This is a genomic window from Pseudoxanthomonas kalamensis DSM 18571, from assembly GCF_010211745.1.
GTDB lineage: Bacteria > Pseudomonadota > Gammaproteobacteria > Xanthomonadales > Xanthomonadaceae > Pseudoxanthomonas_A > Pseudoxanthomonas_A kalamensis.
Map to the genome: position 1 here is coordinate 677902 of NZ_PDWQ01000001.1, position 12099 is coordinate 690000.

The 12099-nt window shown below is 68.2% G+C and carries 12 protein-coding genes (1 of these 12 only partly in view); 7 read left to right on the forward strand and 5 right to left on the reverse strand.

Annotated elements, in window-relative coordinates; genetic code table 11:
* Positions 1-39: 39 nt before the first annotated feature.
* From coaBC to CSC70_RS03025, 3 genes are read left to right on the forward strand one after another with little or no spacing between them, the layout of a single operon-like run.
* Entirely contained in the window at positions 40-1254 is a 1215-nt protein-coding gene (gene coaBC / locus CSC70_RS03015) for a bifunctional phosphopantothenoylcysteine decarboxylase/phosphopantothenate--cysteine ligase CoaBC (RefSeq protein WP_162455141.1), read from the forward strand.
* Positions 1251-1715, forward strand: a complete 465-nt coding sequence (gene dut, locus CSC70_RS03020) for a dUTP diphosphatase (RefSeq protein WP_162455142.1) — start codon at positions 1251-1253, stop codon at positions 1713-1715. The genes coaBC and dut overlap by 4 nt, the downstream gene beginning before the upstream one ends.
* Before the next feature lie 19 nt (positions 1716-1734).
* Positions 1735-4077 (forward strand): phosphomannomutase/phosphoglucomutase, encoded by a 2343-nt coding sequence (locus CSC70_RS03025; RefSeq protein ID WP_425501505.1) that lies wholly within the window; start codon positions 1735-1737, stop codon positions 4075-4077.
* Positions 4078-4119: 42 nt separating this feature from the next.
* On the opposite strand, the gene CSC70_RS03030 is transcribed toward CSC70_RS03025, so the two are convergent.
* Positions 4120-4803, reverse strand: a complete 684-nt coding sequence (locus CSC70_RS03030) for a hypothetical protein (protein WP_162455143.1) — start codon at positions 4801-4803, stop codon at positions 4120-4122.
* Between the two features lie 31 nt (positions 4804-4834).
* On the reverse strand, positions 4835-5497 hold the full coding sequence (gene pyrE, locus CSC70_RS03035) for an orotate phosphoribosyltransferase (RefSeq protein ID WP_162455144.1): 663 nt from the start codon (positions 5495-5497) through the stop codon (positions 4835-4837).
* A gap of 122 nt (positions 5498-5619) precedes the next feature.
* Here pyrE and CSC70_RS03040 point away from each other — a divergent pair, with 122 nt between their 5' ends.
* From CSC70_RS03040 to CSC70_RS03050, 3 genes are read left to right on the forward strand one after another with little or no spacing between them, the layout of a single operon-like run.
* On the forward strand, positions 5620-6423 hold the full coding sequence (locus CSC70_RS03040) for an exodeoxyribonuclease III (RefSeq protein ID WP_162455145.1): 804 nt from the start codon (positions 5620-5622) through the stop codon (positions 6421-6423).
* The gene (locus tag CSC70_RS03045; RefSeq protein ID WP_162455146.1) at positions 6420-7745 is read left to right on the forward strand and encodes an AmpG family muropeptide MFS transporter; all 1326 of its coding nucleotides are present in this window, start codon (positions 6420-6422) and stop codon (positions 7743-7745) included. The genes CSC70_RS03040 and CSC70_RS03045 overlap by 4 nt, the downstream gene beginning before the upstream one ends.
* Positions 7742-7969 carry a hypothetical protein gene (locus tag CSC70_RS03050; protein WP_162455147.1) on the forward strand — a complete coding sequence of 76 codons (228 nt, stop codon included), beginning with the start codon at positions 7742-7744 and terminating at the stop codon, positions 7967-7969. The genes CSC70_RS03045 and CSC70_RS03050 overlap by 4 nt, the downstream gene beginning before the upstream one ends.
* On the opposite strand, the gene CSC70_RS03055 is transcribed toward CSC70_RS03050, so the two are convergent.
* Positions 7966-9069, reverse strand: coding sequence for an anhydro-N-acetylmuramic acid kinase (locus CSC70_RS03055; RefSeq protein WP_162455148.1), 1104 nt, complete (start codon positions 9067-9069; stop codon positions 7966-7968). The genes CSC70_RS03050 and CSC70_RS03055 overlap by 4 nt on opposite strands.
* Before the next feature lie 37 nt (positions 9070-9106).
* Positions 9107-10564 carry a M23 family metallopeptidase gene (locus CSC70_RS03060; RefSeq protein WP_162455149.1) on the reverse strand — a complete coding sequence of 486 codons (1458 nt, stop codon included), beginning with the start codon at positions 10562-10564 and terminating at the stop codon, positions 9107-9109.
* Positions 10565-10735: 171 nt separating this feature from the next.
* On the opposite strand from CSC70_RS03060, the gene tyrS reads away from it, so the two are divergent.
* Positions 10736-11941 (forward strand): tyrosine--tRNA ligase, encoded by a 1206-nt coding sequence (tyrS, locus tag CSC70_RS03065; RefSeq protein ID WP_162455150.1) that lies wholly within the window; start codon positions 10736-10738, stop codon positions 11939-11941.
* On the opposite strand, the gene CSC70_RS03070 is transcribed toward tyrS, so the two are convergent.
* Positions 11942-12099, reverse strand: partial view of a PaaI family thioesterase gene (locus CSC70_RS03070; RefSeq protein WP_162455151.1) — the 3' portion only. It continues 292 nt past the right edge of the window; the window shows 158 of its 450 coding nt (coding positions 293-450); its start codon lies off the right edge, out of view; it ends in the stop codon at positions 11942-11944.

Below are 12099 nucleotides of genomic sequence, written 5' to 3' on the forward strand. Positions count from 1 at the left end.
GTAAGCTAAAAGGCGGTCTGCAGGTAGGAAATCCCCGACGTGGCGCAAATTCTGGCGGGTCAACACATCCTGCTGTGCGTGGGCGGCGGCATTGCCGCCTACAAGGCGCTGGAACTGGTGCGACGCCTGCGCGAGGCCGGGGCGCAGGTGCAGGTGGCGATGACCGCCGGTGCGCAGCAGTTCGTCACCCCGCTGAGCTTCCAGGCGTTGTCCGGCCAGCCGACCCGCACCAGTCTGTGGGACCACGCCGCCGAACAGGCCATGGGCCACCTGGAACTGGCGCGCTGGGCCGACCGGGTGGTGGTCGCCCCGGCCACTGCCGACCTGCTGGCGCGGCTGGCGGGCGGGCATGCCGACGATCTGGTGTCCACGCTGTGCCTGGCGACCGACGCGCCGCTGACCGTGTGCCCGGCGATGAACCACCGCATGTGGCTGAACCCGGCCACCCAGACCAATGTCGAAACTCTGCGCCAGCGCGGAGTGCAGGTCGTCGGCCCGGAAGACGGCCCGCTGGCCGAAGGCGAATCCGGGCCCGGCCGGCTCAGCGAGCCGGAGCACATCGTGGCCGCGCTGGCCGGCACGGCGCTGCCGGCCAGGCCTTCCCTGCCGTTGCACGGGCTGAAGGTGGTGGTCAGCGCCGGCCCGACCTACGAGGATCTGGACCCGGTGCGCTATCTGGGCAACCGCAGCAGCGGCAAGATGGGTTTCGCCATCGCCGACGGCGCGGCCCGGCGCGGCGGCGAAGTGGTATTGGTGGCCGGGCCGGTGCATCTGCCGACTCCGGCCGGGGTGGCCCGCGTCGACGTGCGTTCGGCCGCGCAGATGCGCGAGGCGGTGTTCGCTGCGTTCCCGGCCGACATTTATATTGGCGCGGCGGCGGTGGCCGACTACACGCCGCGGCAGCCGGCGGCCAACAAGATCAAGAAGTCCAGCGAATCGCTGGGGCTGGACTTGGTGCGCACGCCCGACATCCTGTCCGAAGTGGCCGCCCGCACCGAGGGTCGGCTGAAACTGGTGGTCGGCTTCGCCGCCGAAACCGAGAACGTCGCCGGCTACGCGCGCGGCAAGCTGCAGGCCAAGCGGCTGGACATGATCGTGGCCAACCGGGTCGGCATCGAGGGGGGCGGCTTCGAAAGCGATTCCAATGCGATGACCGCCTACTGGCCAGACGGCGAGCGCGCTTTCGCCTCGGCACCGAAGACGCAACTGGCCGACGAACTGATCGACCTGATCGTGGAGCGACTGCAGGCATGAGCCGGACCCGTCCGATGGAAGTGAAACTGCTGGACCCGCGCTTCGGCGACGAATGGCCGTTGCCGGCCTACGCCACCGAGGCCAGCGCCGGCATGGACCTGCGCGCCGCGCTGGAGGCCGAGCTGGTGCTGGCGCCGGGCGACGCCGCCCTGGTCCCCAGCGGCATCGCCATTCATCTTGGCGACCCGGGCCTGTGCGCGGTGATCCTGCCGCGCTCGGGGCTGGGTCATCGCCACGGCATCGTGCTCGGCAACGGCACCGGCCTGATCGACGCCGATTACCAGGGCCCGCTGCTGATCAGCGTGTGGAACCGCGGGCGCGAGGCCTTCACCATCCAGCCCGGCGACCGCATCGCGCAACTGGTCGTGCTGCCGGTCACGCGGGTAAGCTTGCAGGTCGTGGATACTTTCGCGGACAGCGCGCGTGGTGAAGGGGGCTTCGGCCACACGGGCATCCGCTAGGGGACAGTCGGGAACGTCTATGGCCGAAAAGAATCCGGGGATGGTGGGTGGGTTGCCGATTGACACCGTCAGGCGGCTGTTGCCGTACCTGGCCGCATTGTGCGGCGTGCTGATGCTGTGGTTCGGCCTGTCCGGTGTGCAGCAGTGGCGCGAGGAGCGCCAGGCCGACCAGCTGCGTCAGGTCCGCGATCAGGTCATGCAGGCCGCCGAGCAGGCGGTGACGGCGCAGACCTCGACGCTGGCCGCGCGGCTGGCCGAGGCGCCGGTGCAGGCGGCGCTGGCTGCGGGCGATGCCGATGCGGTCGCGGCGCTGCTCAAGCAAGGCTGGGACGGCGCGCAGGAGGCGGAACTGCTGTCCACCGACCTGCATTCCTCGTATGTCGATGCGGCCGGCTTCGGCTATGCCAAGCTGGCCCTGCTGGAAACCGTCAAGCGCGACGGCAAGCCGGTGGCGCGGATGATCAGCGAAGACGGCCAGCCTGCGCTCGGCGTTGCGGCGGTTGCCGGCGACCGCCTGGTGCTGATGAAACTTGCCCCCTCGGTGGTGACCGACGCGCTCGATCGCGCTCCGGTTCCCGGCGGCACCTATGTCGGCCTGCGCCAGGGCGGCTATACCCTGACCCAGAAGGGCAACACCTCGCTGTCCGGCGGCGCGGAATCGCTGGCGCGGCCGGTCGGTGACAGCAGCCTGCGGGTGGTGGCCGGATTGCCGGACGGCACCGACGGCCCGCTGGGACTCGGCGCCATGCCCTGCCTGATCGTGGCCGGACTGTGCGGGGTTCTGGCGGTGCTGCTGCTGCTGCTGTGGAAGGGCCGGCTGCGGATGCCGGCGCGCGCGAGCGCCGGCGTGCCGGCAGGTGCGCCGACCGACAACGAGCCCACCCTGGGGCAGACCTTGCAGGACAACCCGTTACCCAAGCAGGAGCGCAATATCTCTAGCGAAGACGACACGAGCACGAAGCTCAACTACGCGGAGCAGACGGACATCGCCGTGGATCCGGAGATTTTCCGCGCCTACGATATCCGCGGCATCGTCGGACAGTCGCTCAGCCCGCAGGTCGCCAAACTGATCGGCCAGGCCATCGGCACCCTGATGCGCGAACAGGACCTGCCGGACATCGTGGTCGGTCGCGACGGCCGGTTGTCAGGACCGGAAATGGCGGCGGGCTTGATCGAAGGCCTGCGCAAGGCCGGCTGCAACGTCATCGACATCGGCCTGGCGCCGACCCCGGTGGCCTATTTCGCCGCCTATCACCTGCGCGCGGGCAGCTGCGTGGCGGTGACCGGCAGCCACAACCCGCCGGACTACAACGGCTTCAAGATCGTGGTTGGCGGGCAGACGCTGTCGGGCGAGGCGATCACCGACCTGTATGCCCGCATCAGCGAGAAGCGCCTGCACAGCGCCGACCTGCCCGGCGGCCTGGAGCAACGCGACGTCGGCGCCGACTACATCCAGCGGATCGCCGACGACGTGCAGATGGACCGCCCGCTGAAGGTGGTGGTGGACGCCGGCAACGGCGTGGCCGGCGAGCTCGGCCCGCAGCTGCTGGAAGCGATCGGTGCCGAGGTCGTGCCGCTGTACTGCGAGGTCGACGGCACCTTCCCCAACCACCATCCCGATCCCAGCGAGCCGCACAATCTGGAAGACCTGGTGCAGATGGTGCAGCGTTTCGACGCCGACCTCGGCCTGGCCTTCGACGGCGACGGCGACCGCCTCGGCGTGGTCACCCCGGCCGGCTCGGTGATCTTCCCCGATCGCCTGCTGATGCTGTTCGCCGCCGACGTGCTGGAGCGCAATCCCGGCGCGCTGATCCTGTACGACGTCAAGTGCACCGGCAAGCTGCAGGGCTGGGTGCTGCGCCACGGCGGCACACCGATGATGTGGCAGACCGGGCATTCGCTGATCAAGGCCAAGATGCGCGAAACCGGCGCCGAACTGGCCGGCGAGATGAGCGGCCACTTCTTCTTCCAGGAGCGCTGGTACGGCTTCGACGATGGCCTGTACTCGGCCGCGCGCCTGCTGGAGATTCTGTCGCGGCGCGGCGAGGCGCCGGGCGAGGTGCTGCAGGCGCTGCCGGACGGGGTGTCGACGCCGGAGATAAAGGTGCCGGTCAAGGGCAGCCCGCATCAGGTGGTGGAGCGTTTCGTTGAGGCGGCCAGCTTCGAAGGCGCGCGCCTGACCACCATCGATGGCCTGCGCGCGGACTGGGATGATGGCTGGGGCCTGCTGCGCGCGTCCAACACCACGCCGGTGCTGGTGCTGCGGTTCGAAGCCGACAGCGAAGACGTGCTGGAGCGGATCAAGACCCAGTTCCGCGAACTGCTGGCGCAGGTGGCGCCGGAGCTGAAACCGACCTTCTGAGCTTCGCCGCCGGTTTCACGCCGGCACCCGAGGGTCGCGCGGCTATTGCGTGCTGGTCGGCGGTGGCGCTTCGTCGGCGCCCGGTGGCGCGATGCCCTTGGCTGCCCGATAGCGGGCCAGGGTGTCGGCGATGTCCTGGTCCAGTTCCAGCCGCTGGCGCTGGAAGCTGGTCTGCAGCTGCAGCTGGCGGCGCAGGTCGGTTTCGCGCTGGTGGATGTTCGCGGCCAGTTCGTCGTTGATCTTCTGCCCGGCCAGCTCGCGGTCGCCGGCCTGCTGCAGCAACTGGATCAGGCCGTCGCGCAGGCTGGTGAGGTTGTAGTTGGCGGTGGTCAGGCTGTTCTCCAGCAGCGCCGTGCGTTCCTCGAACACCCGGCGCAGATCCTTCTCGGTTGGATAGGAGTTCAGCATGGCTTCGTCGGTGCGGCGCCGGGTCTCGGCGGCGGCTTCGTCCATCTTTTGCTGTTCGGCCTGCACGGCGGCGGCGTTGCGCTCGTCTTCGGTCAGGGCGCGCTCGACTTCGCCGGTGCGCAGGCCGCTGGCGGCGCTGAACTCGTCGCGGGCGTGATCGACGGCATTGGCCGGCAGGGTGTCGCTGCACACGCGGCTGCCGTTCTCGTTCCAGCAATAGAGCTTCTTGGCCGGTGTCTTGTTCTGCTGTGCCGGCAGTGGCGCAACGACTGCCAGGGCCAGCGCCAGAACCAGACAGGCGTTCCGTGTCATCGGCATCGCACAGCCCCCTGCTGTGTCGGTTGCGTGTTCATCCGGCCTCCGTCGCGGCCCCGTAGCGTGCACGGTAGGCCAGCAGTGCATCCCGGTAGCCGACAAGTTCGGCGTTTTCGCCGGCGAATGCAAGCAGATCGGCCAGATTGGCGACGGCGATCACGGGAACGCCGGTGTCGTCGGCGACCGCCTGAGCGGCCGAGCGCCGCCGGGGGTCGGTTTCGTCCAGCACTTCCTGGCGGTCGAGGGCGACGACGATCCCGGCCGGGCTGCCGCCGCCTTCGCGGATGATGCCCAGCGCCTCGCGGATGGCGGTGCCGGCGGTGATCACGTCGTCGACGATCAGCACCTTGCGCCCCTGCAGCGGCGCGCCGATCAGGCGGCCGCCTTCGCCGTGGTCCTTGGCCTCCTTGCGGTTGAAGGCCAGCGGCAGGTCGCGGCCGCGGCCGGCCAGCGCGCAGGCGACCGCCGTGGCCAGCGGGATGCCCTTGTAGGCCGGGCCGAACAGCAGGTCGAATCCGACCCCGGACGCGTCCATCGCGTCGGCGTAGCAGGCAGCCAGCGCGGCCAGGCGGGCGCCGCTGTCGAAGCAGCCGGCGTTGAAGAAATACGGGCTGAGGCGTCCGGACTTCAGGGTGAATTCGCCGAAGCGCAGCGCCTGTGCGTCCAGGGCCAGTTGCAGAAAGCGTTGCTTGTGCATGGGATGGGGTTGCGGGGAACGGGAAACGCCGACAGCACAGCCTACCACCGGCCCGGTCCGGCGCCGGCGCGCGAAGCGGTTATGCTCTGCCGCTGTATTCCCCAAGAGTTTTGTCCTGATTCGTGAAGATCATCAGCTTCAACGCCAACGGCATCCGTTCGGCGGCCAACAAGGGCTTCCTCGACTGGCTGCCGCAGCAGCAGGCCGACGTGGTCTGCCTGCAGGAGACCAAGGCGCAGGAGGACCAGCTGACCGACCCGGCCTTCCGTCCCGATGGCCACCACTGCTTCTACCGTGACGCCATCACCAGGAAGGGCTACAGTGGGGTGGCCATCTATAGCCGCCGCGAACCCGACGAGGTGCGCACGGCACTGGGCTGGGCGCCGTTCGACGACGAAGGCCGCTACATCGAGGCGCGTTTCGGCCAGCTCAGCGTGGTCTCGTTCTACATCCCGTCCGGCTCCTCGGGCGAAGAGCGCCAGGGCTTCAAGTTCCAGGTCATGGACTGGCTGAAACCGATCATGGACCAGTGGCTGGCCAGCGGCCGCGAATACGTGCTGTGCGGCGACTGGAACATCGTGCGCGCGCGCAACGACATCAAGAACTGGACCAGCAACCAGAAGAATTCCGGCTGTCTGCCGGCCGAGCGCGCCTGGCTGAACGGGATGATCGCCGACGCTTGCGGCGACGGCCTGGTCGAAGCGCCCGCGCACGGATGGCACGACAGTTTCCGGGTCATCAAGCCGGAAGCGGTCGAATACACCTGGTGGAGCAATCGCGGTGCGGCGCGCGCCAACGATGTCGGCTGGCGGATCGACTACCAACTGGTCACCGCGGGCATGGCCAAACGCGCCAGGTCCTGCGCCATCTTCCGTGAACCGCGCTTCTCCGATCATGCCCCGTACCTGGTGGAATACGCGGAATGAGCGACGCGCAGGCGGCAAACGAGACGGTTTCGTACAAGGGCTGGTCCGGCATCCGCCGGGCTTTCGCCACGCCCTCGGCGGTCACCATGCTGCTGCTGGGCTTTGGTTCGGGCCTGCCGTTTTTGCTGATCGCTTCGATGACGCTGTCCACGCGCCTGCGTGATGTCGGCTTGGACCTGGGCAGCATCGGCCTGATCAGCCTGGCCAGCTTCTTCTACCTGCTGAAGTTCCTGTGGGCGCCGCTGATCGACCGCTATCGCTTTCCGCTGACGGCCTTTCTCGGCCGTCGCCGTTCGTGGCTGCTGGCCTCGCAGATCGGGGTGCTGGTGGCGTTGGCGGCGCTGGCGCTGACCCGGCCGGAACAGGGCGTGACCGGGCTGGTGGTCTGGGTGCTGATTGCGTCCTTCGCCGGCGCCACCCAGGACTCGGCGGTGGACGCGTACCGGATCGAGATCGCCCCGGCCACCGCGCAGGCGGCGCTGGCGGCGACCTATACGCTGGGCTACCGCATTGGCTTGATCCTCGGCGGTGCCGGTGCGCTGTACCTGGCCGAATACCGCGGCTGGAAATTTTCCTATCTGGCAATGGCCGCGCTGATGCTGTTGCCGCTGCTGACGACCCTGCTGTGCCGGGAACCGGTCGCGCCGGAAGCGACGGTGCAACGGCGGATCGACTTCGTCGGCGCGTTCTGGCAGCCGTTCACCAGCTTCTTCCGCGGCAATGGCTGGGTCATGGGGCTGGTCCTGCTGGCCTTCGTCGGCCTGTTCAAGTTCCCCGACCAGGTGATCGGGGTGATGTCGGGCCCGTTCTATCTGGACTCGGGCTACACCAAGGCCGATATCGCCACGGTGTCGAAGCTGTTCGGCATCTGGGTCGGCATTCTGGGTGCGTTCGCCGGTGGCGCCGCGGTGGCGGCCTTCGGCTTCCGCCGGATGCTGTTCGTCGCCGCGCTGGGGGTGGCGATCTCCAACCTGGCCTTCCTGCTGATGGCGCAGCATCCCTCGCAGATCTGGGCGTTCTACGCCGCGATCACCGCCGACAACCTGTTCCAGGGCTTTGCCGGCACGGTGCTGGTGGCGTTCATGTCGTCGCTGACCGACCGCAATTTCACTGCCACCCAGTACGCGCTGCTGGTGTCGCTGGCCAATCTGCCGGGCAAGTTCGTCGGCGGCGTGTCCGGCTACATCGTCGAGGCCACTTCGTACAGTACATTCTTCATCCTCAGCGCGGCGACCGTAGTGCCGACCTTGCTGTTGCTGGCCTGGCTGTGGCAGCGTATCCGCGACCCGGCCCGAGAAGCCGGCGAGGGAGTGTCCGGATGACCGATCTGGTGCTGAAAGATATCGATTCGGTGCTGCGTGATCGCATCCGCCGGGTGGCCGAGGCGCGCGGCTGGAGCGAGCACGAGACGATCGCCCAGCTGATCGAGCTGGGCCTGTTTGCTGTCGAGGCCGAGGTGCGCGGCGGTTTCGACGATGCCGAGGTGGACGTGCTGTCCGAGGCGATCGCGGCGCTGAAGGACGTGCCGGAAGGTCAGAGTTTCTAGGCCGGGTACACGGTTCCCAAAATGCGCGGCCCGCGGGCGCCGGTGACCGATGGCAGGTTGCCGGGTCGGCCGGCCAGGGTTTCGCGCGCCAACCAGGCAAAACCCATCGCTTCCATGTAGTCCGGGTCCAGTCCGTGCGCGGTCGTGGACTCGACGACGATGCCCGGCAGGCGGTCGGCCAGCCGGGTCATCAGCACCGGGTTGCGCACGCCACCGCCGCAGGCCATTACCCGGCGCGTCTGTGGCTGTTCTCGCAGCAATGCTTCAGCCGCCGTGGCGACGGTCAGTTCCAGCAGGGTGGCCTGCACGTCGGCCGGCGTTTCGCCGCCGACCAGGGCGGCTTGCAGCCAGTCCAGGTGGAACTGTTCGCGGCCGGTACTCTTCGGCGGTGGCTGGGCGAACCAGGGGTCGGCCAGCAGCTGTTGCAGCAGGGCCGGGTCGCAGCGGCCGCTGGCGGCAAAGCCGCCGTCGGCATCGAATGGGTGGCCGGTATGGCGCTCGCACCAGACATCGAGCAAGGCATTGGCCGGGCCGGTATCGAAGCCGCGCACCTCGCCGTGGCGGGGCAGCAGGGTGAAGTTGCCGATCCCGCCCAGATTCAGCACCGCGCGGTCTTCATCGTCCGCATGCAGCATGGCGGTGTGGAAGGCGGGCATCAGCGGCGCGCCATGGCCGCCGGCGGCGACGTCGCGGCGACGGAAGTCGGCCACCACGGTCATGCCGCTGCGTTCGGCGATGACGTTGCCATCGCCCATCTGCCAGGTGAAGGGGTAGGCGGCGTGCGGACGGTGGCGCACGGTCTGCCCATGCGAGCCGATCGCGCGAACCCGCTCGCGCGGCACGCCGGCCGATTCCAGCAGCGCGTTGGCTGCGTCGGCGAAGCCATGCGCCACGCGCACGTCCAGTTCGCCCAGCTCATCCAGCGAGGTCGCCTCTCCGCCTTGGCCCAGTGCGATCAGGCGCGCGCGCAGATCTTCCGGCCACGGGCAGGCGCGGCCCGCCAGCAAGCGGGGGCCGTGTGCGAAATCGACCAGCGCAGCGTCGATGCCATCGACGCTGGTGCCCGACATCAGGCCCAGATAAAGCTCGCTTGCGGACATCGGAGTTTGCTTGCGGGGTGGCTGGCGCGCTGTGCGCTCAGCCCTTCTTTGCCGCGGCGGGCTTGACCGTGCTGCTGGCGACGGTCTTGCCGCCGGCATCTTCCTTCGCTGGCGGGACTTCGGCGTAGATCACGTCCTCGACGGTGCGGATACGCGCCAGTGCGCTGGAGGTGTAGCTGCGAAACGCCGCCAGTTCCTTGCCCGCCAGCGGTTCCGGTGGCGGCATGGTGATCGACAGCGGATTACGGTGCGCGCCGTTGACCCGGAATTCGTAGTGCAGGTGCGGGCCGGTCGCCAGCCCGGTCGAGCCGACGTAGCCGATCACCGTGCCCTGCGGAATGCGTTGGCCAGTACGGACCTTGCCGAACTTCGACATGTGCGCGTACAGCGTGGTGTAGCCCTTGCCGTGGTCGAGGATGACCACGTTGCCGTACCCGCGCTGCTGGCCGACGAACTTCACCCGCGCGTCGCCGGCGGCCATGATCGGCGTGCCGCGCGCGGCAGCGTAGTCCACGCCCTTGTGCATGCGCATCTTGCCCAGCACCGGATGCCGGCGCGAGCCGAAGCGCGAGCTGAGCCGCGCGTACGGGATCGGCATGCGGATGAAGCTCTTCTTCAGCGGCCGGCCTTGCGCGGTGAAGTACTCCGGTTTGCCGCCTTGGCGGGCGAAGCGGAAACCCGAATACAGCTTGTCGTCGACGGTGAAGGTCGCCGCCTGCACCGGGCCGGTGCCGACCAGCTCGCCTTCGCGCCAGGTCTGTTCGACCACCACGCTGAAACGGTCGTCGGCATCGAGGTCGGAATTGAAGTCGACGTCGTACTTGAAGATATCGTCGGTCAGCGCGTTGATGTTGGCGGCGGTCAGGCCGGCCTTGCGTGCCGAACGGGTGAACGAGCGCCCGACCTTGCCGCTCAGCACCACCGTGCGGGTGACCGATTCGCGTTCGATCACCGTCTGCTTGACCTGGTCTCCGTCCAGCCGCAGCTCGACCCGGCTCAGCGGGTCGCGGTCGTAGCGCAGGGCGCGCAGCTTGCCGTCGTCATCGAGGTCGAAGGCGATCTCGTTGCCGGGACGCAGGCGCGACAGCTTCGCTTTGGCGTCCTTGTTGTCCAGCAGCCGGTACAGGGTGGCGGCCGGGATGCCCAGTTCCTCGAACATCGCGCTCAGGGTATGGCCGGGCTTGACCCGCACCAATTGCCAGCCGTCCTCTTCGCCACCGGCGCGGGTGCGCTCGGACAGCGCCGGCAGGCTCAGCGGCAGGGTGGCCAGTGGCTCGCTGACCGGCGTCTGCAGGGCCGAGGAAAAGCCCGGCACGATGGTCGCCACCAGCAGGCCGATGGTGGTGAACAGGCAGGCGTGGATCCACTGGCGACGTCCCCAGCGGCGTGCGTTGAGATGCTGGCGCAACTGCTGATGCAGGCTCGTATCATGGTGGATTTCCAGACGGTCCCGGAAACGTTGCTTGCGGCCGTCGCCATCGCCATGATGCTGCATCGGAAGGGTTCCCGCCCGCAGGGGCGCGGGCCAATTGACGTACCATAGTCACGCGAAATGTTCGCGTCAAACCCTTGACCGAATTGGGTTTTTTCGCCCCGACTCGCATTAACGCAAATTTAATTCGACATTCACCTTCGTCATCGACGCCTTCACCACGGAACCACGCGCTTGCTCCCCAACGACCCTCTCGCCCTGATCGGCCGCGGCGCCGACGAAATCCTCAAGACCGAAGAGCTGGAGGCGCGGCTGAAGCGGGGTCGCCCGTTGCGGATCAAGGCCGGATTCGATCCCACCGCGCCGGACCTGCACCTGGGCCACACGGTGCTGCTGAACAAGATGCGCCAGTTCCAGGACCTTGGCCACCAGGTGATTTTCCTGATCGGCGACTTCACCGGCATGATCGGCGACCCGACCGGCAAGAGCGCCACCCGCAAGCCGCTGACCCGCGAGGACGTCGAAGCCAACGCGCGCACTTACGCCGAGCAGGTGTTCAAGGTGCTCGACCGCGACAAGACCGAGCTGCGCTTCAACAGCGAATGGTTCGGCAAGATGGGCGCGGCCGACATGATCAGGCTGGCCGGGCAGTACACCGTCGCACGCATGCTCGAGCGTGACGATTTCGCCAAGCGCTATGCCGCGCAGCAGTCGATCGCCGTGCATGAGTTCCTGTATCCGCTGGTGCAGGGCTACGACTCGGTGGCGCTGAAAGCCGACGTGGAACTCGGCGGCACCGACCAGAAATTCAACCTGCTGATGGGGCGCATGCTGCAGGAGCACCACGGCCAGCCGCCGCAGATCGTGCTGACCATGCCGCTGCTGGAAGGCCTGGACGGCGTGCAGAAGATGAGCAAGTCGCTGGGCAACTACATCGGCATCGGCGAGCCGGCGATCGACATCGTCAACAAGACCATGAAGATCGGCGACGAACTGATGTGGCGATGGATCGAGCTGCTCAGTTTCGAGATATCGATCGACGAAGCGGCCCGGCTGAAGGCCGACGTCGCCGCCGGGCTCAATCCGCGCGACATCAAGCTGCGGCTGGCGCGCGAGTTGGCCGCGCGTTTCCAAGATGCCGCCGCTGCCGACACCGCGATCGCCGGCTGGCATGCGGCGGTGACCGGGCAGGGCGACACCACCCTGCTGCCGTTGCAGGAAGTCGCCGTGCCCGGCGAGGGCCTGCGTATCGCCGCGCTGCTGACGGCCGCCGGCATCACCCCCAGCAATTCCGAGGCCAATCGCAAGCTCAAGGAGCGTGCGGTGCGGGTCGATGGCGAAGTGGTCGAGGACGCAGGTCTGGTGCTGGCGCCGGGCTTCGAAGGCGTGCTGCAGGTCGGCAAGCGCAACTTCGCCCGCGTCCGCCTGGTGGCGGCCTGATCAGCCCGGCGTCGGCAGGATCTGGCAGATCGCCTGGCAGACCGCCGCGCGCCGGCCATCGCCAAGCAGGGCCTCGCCGGCCAGGTGCAGGGTGTTGCGCGTGCGCTCGAGCAGTCGCGCATGGCATTCGATATGGGTTTCGCCCGGCGTGACCGGGC